General features: G+C 65.2%; 7 protein-coding genes and 1 pseudogene. 7 read left to right on the top strand and 1 reads right to left on the bottom strand.

Annotated elements, in window-relative coordinates; translation table 11 throughout:
* Positions 1-190: 190 nt before the first annotated feature.
* The 5 genes from SPR02S_RS50000 to SPR02S_RS49980 all read left to right on the top strand — a co-directional run bounded on the left by SPR02S_RS50000 (position 191) and on the right by SPR02S_RS49980 (position 4988).
* Positions 191-1153, top strand: a complete 963-nt coding sequence (locus SPR02S_RS50000; protein WP_019064600.1) for a PIN domain-containing protein — start codon at positions 191-193, stop codon at positions 1151-1153.
* A 90-nt stretch (positions 1154-1243) separates the two neighbouring features.
* A complete protein-coding gene (locus SPR02S_RS49995) occupies positions 1244-2815 on the top strand; it encodes an AAA family ATPase (RefSeq protein WP_019064599.1) in 1572 nt (523 codons plus the stop codon).
* Positions 2815-3648, top strand: a complete 834-nt coding sequence (locus tag SPR02S_RS58225; protein WP_019064598.1) for an HNH endonuclease — start codon at positions 2815-2817, stop codon at positions 3646-3648. Before SPR02S_RS49995 ends, SPR02S_RS58225 begins: the two co-directional genes overlap by 1 nt.
* 155 nt (positions 3649-3803) lie before the next feature.
* Complete coding sequence (locus tag SPR02S_RS58220) at positions 3804-4025, top strand: transposase (protein WP_019064597.1); 222 nt, start codon at positions 3804-3806, stop codon at positions 4023-4025.
* Positions 4026-4274: 249 nt separating this feature from the next.
* Complete coding sequence (locus SPR02S_RS49980; RefSeq protein WP_019064596.1) at positions 4275-4988, top strand: hypothetical protein; 714 nt, start codon at positions 4275-4277, stop codon at positions 4986-4988.
* A 441-nt stretch (positions 4989-5429) separates the two neighbouring features.
* On the opposite strand, the pseudogene SPR02S_RS49975 reads toward SPR02S_RS49980, so the two are convergent.
* A pseudogene (locus SPR02S_RS49975) lies at positions 5430-5849 on the bottom strand (tyrosine-type recombinase/integrase); the annotation flags it as partial.
* A 762-nt stretch (positions 5850-6611) separates the two neighbouring features.
* Between SPR02S_RS49975 and SPR02S_RS49970 the strand changes: the two are divergent.
* Both SPR02S_RS49970 and SPR02S_RS49965 read left to right on the top strand, forming a co-directional pair.
* Positions 6612-10316, top strand: a complete 3705-nt coding sequence (locus tag SPR02S_RS49970) for a laminin G domain-containing protein (RefSeq protein WP_019064594.1) — start codon at positions 6612-6614, stop codon at positions 10314-10316.
* A gap of 155 nt (positions 10317-10471) precedes the next feature.
* Positions 10472-16918, top strand: a complete 6447-nt coding sequence (locus tag SPR02S_RS49965; RefSeq protein ID WP_245607767.1) for an RHS repeat domain-containing protein — start codon at positions 10472-10474, stop codon at positions 16916-16918.
* Position 16919 lies beyond the last annotated feature (1 nt).

Below are 16919 nucleotides of genomic sequence, written 5' to 3'. Positions count from 1 at the left end.
GACTCCTGAGTACGGACCATGCGGACTTATGACTGGGCCCGCGCTCCGCAGCCCGAAGCTCCGCCCAGTTCCCCCTTTGCGCGCCCGACTGCGATGTGCCTCACGGCGGGGCTGAGAGTGTCCAGGCTGGTGGACATGTAGCGCTGGAAACCAGCGGCGCTGTGTGGCCCGCCCCTGACAGGATCGGCGCATGCTCATCACACCCCGCCCGGGAACCGACCGGCAGAACCTCCTTGATGCGCTGCGGACAGTGCACACAGCAGCAGTCAACGAACGCGGCGGCGGTCATTCCAGCGCCTATCGCCGACTGCTGAGGTACCTGGAGTGGGCCCTGCGCTCAGCCCAGCAGTTGCGGAACCAGGTCAGCGCCGAAGACCTCACCGCCCTGGTCCTGACGAAGCGTCATGACACGCTCCTGGACGGCGTCGGGCACCTCGCGGGCACGGAGCAGCAGCGTGTTGTGAACCTGCTCGTGGACCAGGAACTGGCTGAGCGCGCCGAGATGCTCGAAGCGACGATAGACCTGCTGCGTTCGCTGATGATCCGCTGGGAGGGACCGGAGTGGTTTGTGGTTGCCGACTCCAGCTTCTACATCCAGAACGCCGACAAGCTGAAAGACGCCGACCTGCACCAGGTGCTGGGACTGCCGTCCGGAGAGCACATCCGGTTGCTGTTCCCGATCACTGTGGTCGACGAGCTGGACGCGCTGAAGGAAGCGGGCAAACACCGGCCGCGATGGCGAGCGGGCCACACACTGGGACTCCTGGACGGCACGCTGAACGGGTCCCTGTCCGGGGTCCTGCGCCGAGCCGGTCTTTCCCAGGGCGAAGTCCGTGGTCAGGTCAGCCTGGAGATCGTCCTGGACCCGCCCGGACACGTGCGGCTGCCCCTCCCCGATGACGAGATCGTTGACCGGGCGGTCGCGATCCAGTCCCTCGCGGGGCGCCCCGTGCGGCTGTTGACCTGCGACACCAGTCAGCACACCCGTGGGAAGGCGGTCGGTCTCCACGTGACGAAAGTTCCAGCGAAGGATCCCGGGCCGGAACCCGACTGGGAGACCCAGGACACCCCTGGAAACGGCACCCGCGCCAAGCGCCGCGAGAGACAGGCCACCAGCGCTACAACCCACCAGGTAGACGCGTCGGTGGACTAGCTAGGCTGACCTGCCTGGGTTCGGCTGCAAGGGTGTGCAGGCAGTGGCTGGCCGTGTGGGAGCGCGGGCGGGACAAGGCACGGAGGAAGAGTGCAGTTCACGGTCGTGGAGACGGGCCAACGACAACCCAAGGGTGTACGGTCCCAGGCCCTGCTCGTCAGAGATGCATGGAACGACTTCGGCTTCGTCACCATGTTCCACCTGGTGATCTATGACGGGGATGGGCGCCGCCATGGGATCGGCGAGGTGAAGATCGGCGAGCTGGGGATGCACCCGGGGCGTGATCAGAGCAACGAAGGCCCAGGCCGCGTTGCTCGCATGCCGCAGAGTTTCGAAGTACTCGGGGAGCGTCACTTTTCCTTGGGCCAAGATGACTCGTACTACGAACGCCTGCGCCAACTCGGCGACAGCATTCGCGTACCAGTCCTGACGGCGTTGAAGGACATGGCCTTCAACGAGAGCATCTTCGACCGCGTACAGCACGAGCAGGTGACGCGCGATTCACTCATGCGGTTCTTGAAGCCGACCGCCGTCGAGGAGCAGTTCCGCCGCATCGCTCAGGGCGGCGTTCGAGTCTCAGGATTCCAGGTGGCCTACGAGGCGCCGGTCCCCGCTGGAGGCGGGGGCAAGTCGGTGATCCTTCCGTTCGAGGTGTCTCCAAACTCGCGGCCGTCCACGAACATCCATGTGCTGACCGGCCGCAACAGCGTCGGCAAGTCCTACCTCCTCAACAGCTTGACCCGCTGTGTCGGCGACTACGAAGTCCCTGAGGAAGACGTCGGCCGCATCATTGAGTACAACCGAGGCACTCGCAGGTCCTTCGCGAACCTGGTCAGCGTCACCTTCAGCGCCTTCGACGAGTTCCCGCTCATCCACGACGACGATGTGGCCATCTCCTACGCTTACGTCGGGCTGAAGATCCCCACTGGCGGATCGCGTGCGCCACGGGTCAAGACATCTGGCCAGATCAAGAAAGACTTCGCGGACGGTGTGGAAGCCTGCCTGACCGGGGAGCGGGCAGACCGGTGGGCGAAAGCCCTGCGAACCTTGCAATACGGTGGCAGCGGTCTCCTCGACGAGACATGGCTGGCGGACTTCCAGGCCACCCGGAGCGCAAATATCCGCCGGCGCAAAGCGCGGCAGTTGTTCAGCAGCCTCAGCTCGGGTCACAAGGTGGTCCTGCTGACCATGACCCGCTTGGTCGAGCACGTCACTGAGCGTTCGCTGGTAATCATTGATGAGCCGGAATCCCATCTGCACCCGCCGCTGCTGGCCGCGTTCATACGTGCTCTGTCCGATCTACTCGCGGACCGTAACGGTCTGGCGGTCGTCGCCACACACTCGCCCGTCGTCCTCCAAGAGGTTCCGGCGTCCTGCGTGTGGAAACTGAGGCGTCATGGCAACGAGTTGGTCGCCGACCGCCCCACCATCGAGACATTCGGTGAGAATGTCGGCGTTCTTACCCATGAGGTGTTCGGGCTAGAGGTGACCGACTCCGGATTCCACCGTGATCTGAAGGCCGCAGTACGCCAGGGGCTTTCGTACGAGCACGTTCTCGGACGGTTCAATGGCCAGCTTGGCGGCGAGGCCAAGGCCATCGTCCGATCCCTCATCGCTGTCCGAAACTCCGACGGGCCCGGCAACGAGGAGGGGCGGATCTGATGTGGACTCTGCCAGTCCCTGAACTCTCGGCCCGCACGGTCTACCTGACCTGCATCAGCATGTCTCGACCGAAGGCTAAGACGCGCCTAGAGGCGCTGGAGGAGGAGGTGGTCAACGCCGCTGACCGGTTCGAAACCGCAGCTGTGGCCGCTGCCCTCCACACGTTGGCTGACCTCAAGGCCAAGCCCACCGACAAGGCCGACAGGGCCGAGTTGAAGAAGAACTACACACAGCGCATGTCCCGCAAGGGTCATCCAGGAAGGGAGGAATACGACAAACTGAAGGCCGCAGCCCCCTTGGGGCGTTGTCCTTTGTGCGGTCACCGGGACGTAGAGACCCTCGATCATCAGCTGCCGAAGACGGCGTATCCGCTGCTGTCTGTCGTCCCGTTCAACCTGGTTCCCGCCTGCCGCAGCTGCAACACGGTTAAGGGTGAGACCGCTCCGGCGAGCGCGGGTGAGCAGACGCTCCACCCCTACTTCGACGACGTCGGCAAAGAGCAGTGGCTTTTTGCCCGTGTCCATGAACTGGCCCCCGCAGCCGTCGAGTTTTATGTGAAACCGCTGGCGGGGTGGGACACCATCCTCACAACGCGAGTTCACGGGCACTTCCGCATATTCGGGCTTGCGTCTCTGTATGGATCGCAGGCAGCTCGGGAGATGAGCAGCCTCCGGTACATCCTGAAACGCAAAGCCCCGTCGATGGTCGGCGATCACCTGCGGGACGAGGCCGCAGGCTTGGCCGAGGAAGATCCGAACCTGTGGCGGGCAGTCATGTACCAGGCGCTGGCTGGCAGCTCGTGGTACATCGATGGCGGCTTCGCTTTGGAGTAGTCGTGCGCAATGGCAGCCAGCGTCCAGCTCGCGGGCTCAGAGGCTTTCCAGGGTTTCGGCACTCAAACGCAACGCCCTACGAGCTCGTAACAGGATCTTGTTGAGGTGCCCTAGTCGGGCGTGACCGATGTGACGATTCGGCCGTACGGGAGAGTATGAATGTTCGGCCGTGGATCGTGGATGACGGCTTGTGGATGCTGATCGAATCGCTGCTGCCGCCCTGGCCCGAGAAGTCGCCGGGGCCACGGCCGGAGGCGGACCGGTTGTTTCTGCAGGGCATCCTGCATGTCCTCTGCAACGACGTGGCCTGGCAACTTCTGCCGCTACCATGCGCGTCCCTCTACCACGCCGGTCTTCGCCGCGTCTGGGCGATCTGATGCGGCATGGAGCGCGAGGGTACTTCTGCGTTTCTGATGTTCCCACGGCCCAGACGAGAAGGATGAGCGCGACGAGGCACAGGAGATCCTGGCGTTCGCGAGTTTTCTGATGCGGCGCCTGGACATCGCGGACGAGAAGCGGAACGCCGCAGAAGCGCTGCCCTGACAGAGCTTCAGTCCGGTACGAACTCAAGGTACTTGGTGGGCTGCAGATCACGACATGACGCAGCCGCGAAGAAGGGGGAGCTTGTGGCCGAGTCGCCGAAGACTGGCGGGCAGGTGCGGTTCCAGGCAGTGGGCTCCGACGGTCGAAGTTCCGCCTCGTGGACCGTGTTCGCGAACGGTAGTTCGTCCGACGTGTACATCGCGGCTCGGCCGATTGCGGGAAAGGTCAAGATCAGCCTCCACGAATCGGGGAGCTGGCGGCACGCCTTCATTAACGATGCCGCGGCGGCGCCGTTCCTCCAGCCTGGGGCGGACCGGGCATTCGACAAGTTCGCTCCAGCAGGCGAACCCATAGCCCCCGGATGGCTGCTGGCCTACACCATTGTCTTGCCCGAGTCGGAGCTACAGCCGTACCCGGCTGAGCGGAAACAGATCACGCCACTGGCGGTGGCCGGTCCTGCGTCGGCGGTAGCCGTGATGATTCTCCTCGGCGCTGCATCGGCTGCACCGGTGCAGTGGGATCCATCCCTGAGCGAAGTGGGTCGGTTTCAGTTGGCCGACGGGGGACAGGTGCTGCTCCTGGCACAGACAATAGCTGTGCCCGACACCTGGAAGCCCGACATGGAACGAGCGAAGGCGGAGGCACGACACCAGGCAGAGCAGAACGGGGTAGACGTGGCCGCAACGATGCCGGTCGTGGCCTTGATCATGGCGGGCGAGGACGGTGGCCGGCTGACGGTCGAGGTCTCGGCGTGGGAGTACGGTAAGGACTCCGACGAATTGGGTGGTCCCTCGTGATGACCAAGCGATATGGCCACGCTGGGGTGGGTTGTCAGTTGTCGACAAGAGCCTTTGCACTGAATTACGGTGCGGGTCGGTAGCCCCTCGATGGTCGACTGCCCCGCCCTTACTGTGGGGGCACGACGCCGTCCGGTGGACAGCCGGTGGACAGACGCCTTTGGACGGCGCATCACGGGGTACCACGAGTCAACCTGTTGCACGTGCTCTGATCAGGAAGAACGTCACTTGGCGGCACGACCAAGCATCACGCAACACGATCGCTCATGGTCTTGTAATGCGTAGGTCGTCGGTTCGAATCCGACAGGGGGCTCCGGCGAAGGCCAGGTCACATAGCCCGTGACCTGGCCTTTTGTGTTGCTCGGGGCATGACGGGTCACACGGCTGGGGTGCCGTGGGACGGCTTGCGTGAGCGATGCGTGAGCGGAGCGGCTCGGTGCCCTACTTCTTGGGCTTCTTCCGCGCCTTCTTCTTCTCCGCCTTGGCCTGGGCTTTCGCTTTCTCCTTGGCCTTCTGGGCGGCCTTCGCGGCCTTGCGGGCCGCCTTCTCCGCCTCGGCCTTGCGCTGGAGAGGGACCAGCTTGGCGGTGGCCTCGGCGGAGCTCTTGCCGACGTGGGGGAGGACGCTCTGGTAGAGGTCCCGCGTGATGCGGGTGTCGCTGTGCCCGAGGGTGTCCGACACGATCTTCACGTCGATGCCGGCGGCGAGCATGAGCGTGGCCGCGCCGTGGCGGAGGTCGTGCAGCCGGATCGGCGGGAGGCCGGAGGCGGCGACGAGCCGTTCGAAGAGGTCGGTGACCTTGCCGGGGTGCAGCCAGGAGCCGTCTTCCTGGGTGAAGACGAGACCGGTGTCGGCCCAGGGCCGCCCTGTGCTGGTCCGTTTGGTGCCGTCATCACCGGCACCAGCCGCCCAGATCCATCGCCACTGTGGAACAACGTCATCGCGGAAGCGGCAACATGACATCACCACGACGATGATGAATGCCAGCTGTTGCGGATGCCCCATTGAGTTGTCGATATCTCCATCAGGCGAGTACCCGGCTGACGTGCGCCGACCTCACGAGGAGTTTCCTCGAAACGGCCGCTCGTGAAATGACTGGCGAGAGTCTAAATTCGGCCATCGAGCTGCCGTGCGTGGCGTTGAAATCCATTCGGCCGCACGGCCCCGCTTGCTCGCGACGCAGTCCGCGGCTCCCGCATTGCTGCGCTGCGCACGCCAATTCAGAAGTCTGCTGAAGAGCGCTCAATGAGGCTGTGAGCGAGGGTTTTTGAAGGTAAGTCAACTGGCTTCGGGGCTACATTCGAGACCAGGGGGTGTGGGTGGTATCTGGTCCACTCATCCCGCGGTCGGCAGGGCTGGCCTGTGAGGGTGGCACACGTCGAATACAAGCCAACATTCACTTTTCAGGTTTAGAGAGAATGGGCGACAAGGGGCTGCCGCGCTCTGAGGTAAATCCTTGACGCAAGGTAAGAGAAGGGTTTGAATTCGCTTACTTTGAAGATCTTGTGACTCTGGGGGCGGGGTTCTGTGCCGTTGGCGTGGGGTGGTTCAGGTGCGGTCGGACGCCGTAGACGTAGACGCGGTCGGCACGGGAGAGCGGGAGCTACCACGGCCGCGTTGGCAGTGCTGCTGGGGGTGCTGGCGTTGCCGACGCAGCATGCTTTCGCTGCTCCGGCTGAGGGTTCCGCACCGCTGACCGAGGGACAGCAGGCGCTGGTCGAGGCCGAGAAGTCTGGTGAGCAGGTTGAGGTCGTGGCTGAGCGCACCGAACGGGAGACGGTATTCGCCAACCCGGACGGCAGGACCTTCACGCTCCGCAAATCGATCTCTCCGACCAGGGTGGCGAAGCAGGATGGCGGCTGGACGGATCCGGACGCGACGTTGGTCAAGCGCGCGGACGGGTCGCTCGGGCCGAGGGCAGCCGTGGTGGAAATGTCGTTCTCCGACGGTGGTGACGGCAGGTCGCTGGTGACCATCGGCGAGGACGGACAGTCGGTCACCCTGGGTTGGCCGGGTAACTTGCCGGAACCGCGGCTGGACGGCACGCGCGCGGTGTATGAGGACGTCCTCCCTGACACGAACCTGATCCTGACGGCGACTGTGGAAGGCTTTCGGCAGGTTCTGGAGGTCGAGACGCTGGCGGCGGCGAAGAACCCGGCCCTTGCGTCGCTCGAGTACTCGATGAATGCCGAAGGGCTGCGGGTGCGGGAGGGTGCGGCCGGGAGCATGGAGGCCCTGGACGGCAACGGCCAGGTCGTGTTCCGATCGCCGTCCGCGCGGATGTGGAACTCCGCTGGACGAACCGAGAGCGGCGCGGGAGTGAGTGCGCAAAACCTGGCGGTGCGAGCGCTCGACACGGTTTCCTCGGACGAGGAGACACCTGCCGCTACATCGACCGTCACGGACGAGGAGTCGCAGCCAGCCGGTCCGGTGGAAGAGGGCGACCCGCTCGCCGGTCCTGGCGCAGGGGACGAGGCCGCAGTGATGGACGTGGAGGTGACGCAGGACAAGGTCACGGTCACGCCCGACGTCGGCCTCATCGCGGACACCACGGAGACCGAACTGCCGCTCTACATTGATCCGTCCGTGGAAATGAACGAGTCCGAGCGAACGGTTCTGTCCTCGGACGGAGACGTCTTCTACAACTTCTCCGGCGGCGACAACGGCATGAGTGTGGGCCGGTGCAGCTCTGCGGTGATCGGCGGGGTGCGCTACCTCTGCACGACCGGCAGTGCCTACACCAACCGCATGTACTTCGAGTTCACGCCGGGCAAGCTCAAGGGCAAGCAGGTGTTGGACGCGACTTTCGCGGTGACGGAGACCTGGTCGTTCTCGTGCGACGCGCGCTGGGTGGACCTGGAGCGTACGGACGGAATCTCCTCGTCCTCAAAATGGCCGGGGCCGGGTGGTCCGAAGTCGGACAACTCCTGGGACCAGATGGTCGACCGTAACGTCTCGGCGGGCCGTGGCAGCGCGTGCAGTCCGTCCCAGCCGCGCGCGCAGATCGAGTTCAACGACAACCCGGCGGAGACGGACGAGAACCTCACCTCGACGGTGAAGGCCTTCGCCGACGGTAAGTTCAAGACGCTGACGCTGATGCTGAAGGCGAAGGACGAGTCGGACCCGATCGCGTGGAAGCGGTTCGACGACGATGCCGTCATTGACGTGGTCTACGTCGGCAAGCCTGCCGTTCCCACCGAGTACGGCCTAGAGACCGGTACCAACCAGATCTGCTCCAAGACCGCGTCCGCGCCCACGACATGGTCCGATCCCACTCCGAATCTCGCCGCGACCCCGCAGACGGCCGCCGGGGGCGAGGCTTCTGCCTCCTTGCGGGTGTACTTCGACCTGGACGTGAAGAACACGGACGGCACGTGGTCGGACGCGAAGGAACCCTCGACCGGTTCGGAGAGCCCGACCAGCGGATACGTGGGCGACGGTCACGATCTGAACAAGACGTGGGACGCAACCCTCACAGACGGCAAGCAGTACCGCTACCGCGCCTGGACCCGCTCGTACTACAACAGTGGGGACAGCATTCTGGGCGGATCCGCCACGAAGTTCTGCTACTTCATCGTCGACAGCAGCGCACCGAAGCCACCGACCGTCACCTTCACCTCGACGTACTCCGCGTGTGTGCCGGGCGACTGCTTGCCTAAAGGGCGGCCGGGCCAGTCGGGCACGGTGGTGTTCGGACCGGCCGGCGGTGACACCAATGTTGCCTACGCCTACAAGCTGTCAACGGACAGTGCCTGGCGGCCCTGGAACACAAAAGCGACAGTGACGGAAACGATCACCCCGGTGGACTCGGGCACGATCACCCTGGAGGTAATGGCCAAGGATTCGGTCGGACGCACGGGACAGAACAAGATACGTTTCCTGGTCGACGAGGGTGACGGCCCAGTAGGCCAGTGGACGTTCAACGAAGCCTCGGGTGCCGCCGTGGATGTCTCGGCCGGTGCCGACACCTCTCTCCGCGACGATGCGACTGTCAGCGGTGCGACCCGGGTGAACACCGGCCGTCGGGGTGTAGTCACAGAGAACGGTGCCACCGGCGAGGACAAGGCCCTCAAGACTGGCGGCACCTCGTACGCGGCGACCGCGGGAAAGGTGTTGGAGACGCAGGCGTCGTACACCGTCTCGGCCTGGGTGCGACTGGACGCGACCGGGACATCGGCGACGGTGATGGGTCAGGATGGCACGTACAACAGCCCCTTCTTCCTGGGCTATTGCGCCGGGGTGAATCGGTGGTGCCTGCGCCTGTCGGACGCGGACACGGCGACGACGGGACTGGACAGTCAGCGGGTGAATTCCCTGGACGCGCCCCAGGTGAAGGTGTGGACGCATCTGGCCGCGGTCGTCGACACCGAAGCGAAGACGCTCACCCTGTACGTCAACGGTGCGCCACAGGGCAGTGACACTCTGACCACGGGGGCCTGGTCGGCGGCAGGCCCGCTGCAGATCGGCCGTGTGAAGTACAAGGGCTCGTACGCGGACTACTTCCCTGGCGAGGTGGACGAAGTAGCGGTGTGGCAGGAGGCCAAGCTGGCCGACGCGATCGCCCGTGAGGCCAGCCCGGCCGACGCGAACGGCAAGGCGTATGCCGAGCTGGTCGCGCAGTACAACCCGGAGGGTTCCTCCGGGACGACCTTGACCGACACATCCGGCTACGGCAACAGCCTGACCCTGTCCTCGTCGGGCGCTTCCCTGGACGGCGAGGCACTTGTCCTGGACGGCACGGCGGGAGCGGCGACCGCGGCGCGGCCACTGGTGGCTGACAACGGTTCTTTTACGGCCGCGACCACGATCAGCGTGGACACCATGGCCCTGACGGGCAAGCCGGACGGTTACAAGGCGCAGGTGCTGGGCCAGCGGACGGCGTCCGGTTCCGCGTGGAGCCTGTGGGTCGAGAAGACCGGCACCGAGAGCGAGCCCGTGCTGGACGACGACGGCAATCCGGTCCTGGACGACAACGGCGTGCCCCGGACCAAGGACGTCGCGGTGGCCCGCTGGCACTTCGGGCAGCTGACCGCCAACGGGGATGGCGTCTCCGTGGTCAGTGACGATGCCGCAGTCCTGGACAGCGAGGTCGGTCTCGTCGGGGCCTACGACGCCCGGAGCCGGCAGATCACGCTGTTCGTCGGCAGCGAGCGGCAGGGCGACGCACTCGCCTACACGGCTGCCGTCGGCAGCGGTGAGTTCGCGGCGGGCAAGGCGTACCTCGGCAGCGCCTGGGGCAACTTCCTGCCCGGGAAGATCACCGACATCCGGCTGTGGGCGGGCGCGGTCACCGACGCCACCCAGGTCGAGGAACTCATCGGCTACTGATACGCCACCCGTGGTGGCCGTTTCACTCCTGATCAGGGGCGATACGGCCGCCACGGCACCTTCTGGGAGATCTCTCTGTGTTTACTCGCTTGTTTCCATCTGGCCGACGTGGCCGACGCAGAGCGCTGACCGTTCTTCTCGCGGCGGCCCTGTCCGTGCCCGCCCCTCTGACTCCTCTGGCCTCGGCCGCGGAACTGCCGGGCCGCCCGGATGTGCCCAACGTCAAGCCCACCAAGGTGCGGCAGATCACTACTCCCCAGGCCAAGGCCGCCCGGGCGAGGGTAGCTCAACAGAAGAAGGCCGATCAGCGCCTGGTGGCCTCCGCTAGGACGGAGCGCCAGGCATCCTGGCCCAGGCCCTCCGTCTCGACGACGGATCTCACCGGCGCGTCCAAGGCGAAGAGCCTGGTGGTCGTCAAGGCGGCGAAGACGGGCACCCCCGCTGCCGCAACACCGGCTTCGGGCAAGGCGAAGGTCGCTGTTCTGGACCAGAAGACTGCCCGCAGAGCAGGCGTGACGGGCGTTCTGTTCACGGTGGCGGCGGACAAGCCCGGCGCGGCTCAAATCACCGTCGACTACAGCTCCTTCGCGTCCGTCCTGGGCGGCAACTGGGCCTCTCGGCTCGAGCTGGTCACCCTCCCAACGTGCGCTTTGACGACCCCTGGGAAGGGGGCCTGCCGCACCACCACGCCCGTGGCGTCCGACAATGACGTGACCAGCCAGAAGGTCACTTCTCGCACGTTCGTTGCCTCGACCGCGACGCCGACTGTCATGGCCCTGACGGCCGCATCGGCCACCACGTCAACGGCCGGCTCGGGCGACTTCAACGCCACTCCGCTGGCGGCGTCCGCCGCTTGGACCGCCGGTGCCTCCTCCGGGGCTTTCAGGTGGTCGTACCCGCTTACAGCGCCCCCAGCCGCCGCAGGCCCCGCACCGTCCCTGGGATTCTCCTACGACTCCGCGAGCATCGACGGCCGTACCGCGAACACCAACAATCAGGGCTCACAGGTGGGCGAGGGCTTCAGCCTGACCTCCTCCTACATCGAGCGCAAGTACGGTGTGTGCGACGACGATGGCCAGGATGACAAGTTCGACCTCTGCTGGAAGTACGACAACGCCTCCCTCGTCCTGAACGGTTCTGCCAGTGAGCTGGTCAAGGACGACACCACGGGCGTCTGGCACCTGAAGAACGACGACGCCTCGAAGGTCACGAGACTCACCGACGCAGACAACGGCGACAGCAACGGCGAACACTGGCAGATCGTCACCAGTGACGGAACGACATACACATTCGGACTGAACAAGCTGCCTGGCGCGGGCAGTGAACGCACCAACTCGGTGTGGACGGTCCCGGTGTTCGGTGACGATGAGGACGAGCCTGGCTACGACAAGGGCAGCGAGTTCAAGAACCGTGCCGATACGCAGGCTTGGCGCTGGAACCTGGACCTGGTCCAGGACGTCAACGGCAACGCTTCCACCTACTGGTACACGGCCGAGACCAACAACTACGCCAAGAACGGCGACAAGACCGCCCTCGCCTCATATACCCGCGGCGGTTACCTGGAGGAGATCCGCTACGGGCAGCGGGCCGACACCCTGTTCAGCGCCACCGCCTCCAACAAGGTGACCTTCACGTACAAGGAGCGCTGCACCGCCTCCGACTGCTCGTCGCTGACCGAGGACACCGCCGACAACTGGCCGGATGTTCCCTTCGACGCGATCTGCGCGGCGAGTGAGGACGACTGCAGGGCCACCGGCCCGGGGTTCTTCACCCGCAAACGCCTCACCTCCATCAACACCTACTTCTGGTCGCGGGCGGCGGAGCCCGACGCCTTTCAGCCCGTCGACTCCTACGCGTTGGAACAGGAGTTCTGGGACGGCCAGGACATCGGCAACAGCTCCGACCAGGTCCTGGTGCTGAAGTCCTTGAAGCGGACAGGAAAGAACGGCACCGACATCTCCGTGCCACCCGTCGACTTCACCTATCAGCAGCGCCCCAACCGGGTCGACTCCACGAGCGATGACATCCTCGCCCTGACCCGCCCACGTATCGCCTCTATCGTCGCGGAGACGGGCGCGATTACCTCGGTGACCTTCTCCGACTCCGAGTGTGTGCGCGGCAGCAGGATGCCGACTGCCGAGGACGACAACAACCTCGCCTGCTACCCGGTCTACTGGAACATCAACGGCGGCGATCCGGCGCTGGACTGGTTCCACAAGTACCGCGTCACTGCGATCACCACCAACGACCCTGGCGCCGGGAACCCCGGCACGCAGACGGCGTACGACTACGACACGCCCGGCTGGCACTACAACGACGACCCCTTCACCAAAGAGAAGGAGCGCACCTGGTCGACCTGGCGCGGCTACCAGAAGGTCACGACCTACACGGGTGACGTCGGTGCCACGCGCTCGAAGACGGTGCAAATGTTCATGCAGGGCATGAACGGTGACAAACGGAAAGACGGCACGACGCGGTCGGTCACCGTCAAAGGCATTGACCTGAGCAATGTTTCCGGGGTCACGACCGACGATCTCGATGTCGCCGACGTGACCGACCACGACTACTACAGCGGGCGCCTCCGCCAAGAGATCGTCTATGAGGGCACCACCGCGCTCTCTGCCGCCATCCACGATTCCCGGGCCCAGGAGACGGCCAGCCAGCAGAAGTCGTACGCCCACGTGAAGGCGTACTTCGTCGGGACGGGCCGTAGCTACAGCGACACGTATCTCACCGCTGCCAGAAAATGGCGTGTTACGGCGACATCGAAAACCTTCGACACGACCTATGGGATGGTCACGCAGATCGAGGACCACGGCGAATGGTCGGCGGCGGGGGACGAGGCGTGCACACGCATCTGGTACGCGCGCAACGACGCCAAGGGGCTTACCGCTCTGGTCTCCCGCAGCCGTACAGTGGCCAAGTCCTGCGCGACCGTCGAGACATCTCTGGGCCTCCCGGCGGACTCCGGCACCCGCGGTGACGTTCTTTCCGACACCGCGACCGTTTATGACACTCCTTCGGTCACCGCATGGGCCCCCGACCAGGTCCCGACCCTCGGTCTGGCCACCTGGACCGGCCGCGCCAAGGCCTACCCCGCAGCCTCCGGCACAGCCGAGCGCAACCCGCTACAGGCAACCGGCTGGCAGACCCTCACCACCACGACGTATGACACGGCGGCTGCCAAACTGGGCCGTCCCTTGGCCGTCACCGACGCCAAGGGTCGGACCACGACCACCGCCTACTACCCGGCGGCCGCTGGTCCGCTGACCACGGTGGTCGTCACCAAGCCCAAGCTGGCCACCAACGGACAGGCGCACCAGACAACCACGGTCTACGACCCGGCGCGCGGCGCCGAGAGCTACACCCTCGACCAGAACACCAAGCGCACCGAGAACACCTACGACGCGCTTGGGCGCATCACCGCGACATGGTTGCCCAACCGGTCCAAGTCGGGCAACGACACTCCCAATGCCAAGTACGCATACAGCCTGGAGCGAGACAAGGCGCCCTGGACATCGGTGGCCACGCTCAAAGCCGACGGCAGTACATACGAGACGTCGTATTCGCTCTACGACTCGCAACTGCGTCCGATCCAGACGCAGGTTTCCTCGCCGCAGGGTGGCCGGGTCCTGACCGACACTCGCTACGACAGCCGCGGTCTGGCCTACGAGACCTATGCCGACGTCTACGACAACCAGAACGCGCCGAGCGGCACGTACTCCCAGGTTCCATACGGCGGTGGCACCCAGACCGGGACGGAGTTCGACGGCGCCGGCCGCGCCACGACATCCACTCTGTTGGTGGACGGCGTGAAGAAGTGGTCGACGACCACGACCTACACCGGTGACTCGACGGCGACCACGGCCACGCAGGGCGGCAACGCCACCCGCACCATCACCGACGCCTTGGGCCGCACTGCCGAGACCCGCACCTACGCGGGTACGGCCCCTAATGACACGCAGTACGGGTCCACCACCGACACGTCCTACATGCGGGTCCGCCGCTCCTACACCCCCGACGATCTGCTGGAGACGGTCACCGGCCCGGACGGCACCAAGTGGTCCTACACCTATGACCTGTTTGGTCGACTCGTCCAGGAGGTCGACCCGGACAAGGGCACCACAGTCACCAGCTACACCGAGCTCGACCAGGTCGACACGACCAAGGACGACGAGGACAACCTCCTCCTCTACAACTACGACGAGCAAGGCCGTAAGACGGCCATGTGGCAGACCGACCGCACCGACGCCCACAAGCTTGCCGCCTGGACGTACGACACGGTTTTGAAGGGGCTGCCGACCGCGTCCATTCGCTATGAAGGCGGGAAGGCGTACACCAAGCAGGTCACGGCCTACGACACCCTCGGACAGGCCACCACGGCGACGCTCACCCTGCCGTCCGACGACTCGCTGGTCACCTCCGGAGCCCTTGCGACACCGACCGTCACTTTCGAGACGACGTACCGGCCCGACGGCACGGTCGGCAGCACCAAGGAGCCGGCTGCCGGCGGTCTTGCCGCAGAGACGGTGGAGACGCGCTACAACAGCGCGGGACTGCCCAACGAGCTCTCCGGCGCCTCCGGTTATCTCCTCGCGGCCGATTACACCGCACTGGGCCAGGTCGGCCAGCTCCAGTTGGGCACCGCGTCCGGCACCAAGCGGGTCTTCGTTACCAACACCTGGGAGAAGGGCACCGGTCGGCTGCTGAACGCGGCCGTCGACGACCAGACCCGCGGCGCCGTTCAGGACCGGACCTACGCCTATGACCAGGCCGGCAACCTCACCTCCGTCACCGACACCGCAGACATCGGCACCGGCACCGACAACCAGTGCTTCGCCTACGACACCCAGCGCCGGCTGACGGAGGTTTGGACGCCGAAGACCGCCGACTGCATCGCCTCTGGGAGGACCACGGCCAACCTGGGCGGACCGGCGTCGTACTGGACGTCGTACACCTACACCACGGCCGGGCAGCGCAAGACCGAGAAGCAGAACACCACAACCCCGGCCACCACCATCTCCTGCTACAACGACACCACTCGGCCGCATGCCCTGACTGCCACCACGACCGGCAGCACCTGCACCGGGGTCGCGGCCCAATACACCTACGACGACACCGGCAACACGGAGAAGCGCGCAGAGAAGGCCGGCTCCACCACCAGCCAGAGCCTGGTCTGGAACAGCGAGGGCAGCCTCACCAGGCTCACTGAGGGCGCGGCGACGACAGCCACCAACTACCTCTACGACGCTGACGGTTCGCTTCTCATCCGTCGGGACAACGCCACCGACGGCGAGACCGTCCTCTACCTCGGCAGCACCGAGGTCCACCTCAAGTCGGGCAAGAAGTGGGCCAACCGCTACTACAGCGTGGCCGGTGCGACCATCGCCCTGCGCACCAACCAGTCCGGCACGGAGAAGCTGAGCTTCCTCGCCACAGACCATCAGGGCACGAGTTCCGTCGCCATCACCGCCGATTCAACCCAAGCCCTGACGAAGCGCTACAGCACGCCCTTTGGCGCGAGCCGGGGAGCGACGACCGGCGTCTGGCCCGACGACAAGGCATTCCTGGGTCAGTCCGCCGATGTCGGCACGGGCCTCACCCACATCGGGGAACGCGAGTACGACGCTTCCACCGGCCAGTTCATCAGCGTTGACCCCCTCCTGGACCTTGCCGACCCGCAGCAGTTCAGCGGATACGTCTATGCCCAGAACAACCCCGTGACGCTGAGCGACCCCAGTGGCCTCATGGCTTGCGCGACACCTGACGAGTGTGGGGGTGGCGCACAGTACGGAAACAACACCCCGACGAGGAACAGTGGGGGTAAGCCGCTCAACGACCCGTCCTGGGGGTGCAACGGCTGCGACGGCAACAGCTACGACGACGGCTGGTGGACCACAAGCGGGTGGAGTTCGGCGCCTGAAGGGCCGGTGCTCAGCCCCGGTCTGATGACGGTCTTTCCAGGTGTCGTCGTCCCTGACGACTGGACCGGTGCCGGGGAATTCAAGCAGGCACTTCAGGAGGACCTTGGCACCGCCTACTGTGGGCTGGAATGTGTCGCCGGTTGGATCACCAACCCTGCGGATACTGAGCAACTCGCCGGCGGTTACCAGACTCTGGCGCTGGCGAAGTGGCGTGCGTGTGGGCGCATTGAAGCCTCATGCTCGCAGAGTGTCTCCTCGTTTGCCGAGGCTCTCGGTGCCGCAACTGCCATGGCCATGGGAGCGGGAGGCGGCGGCCTTCGAGGACCCAGGCCCGGCCCCGGCATGGGAGGGGGAATTCCTGCCCAGGGTACGATCGCGCCGGGGGCGGTGCGGTTCACTCAGGACAGCATTGGTGCCAACTTCAAGAACGGGAAGTCGGTCCAGGGTCTTGTAGATGATCTGAAGACCGGAAAGGTGACTGCCGGGGATCTTCCGCCCATTCGAATTTTCCAAAAGGACGGCAAGATTTACAGTCTCGACAACCGTAGGCTCCATGCCGCTCGAGAAGCTGGCGTGAATGTTCGGTTCGTTCGAGCAAGTCCTGCGGATGTTCAGAATGAGTCCTGGAAGTTCACGACGAAGAACGATGGTTCATCTATCGTGGTTAGGGGGAAGTGAA

Source organism: Streptomyces prunicolor NBRC 13075 (assembly GCF_000367365.1).
Taxonomy (GTDB): Bacteria; Actinomycetota; Actinomycetes; order Streptomycetales; family Streptomycetaceae; genus Streptomyces; species Streptomyces prunicolor.
The sequence above is the reverse complement of the archived record's forward strand: the minus strand, read 5'-3'. Positions and strand labels throughout refer to the sequence as shown.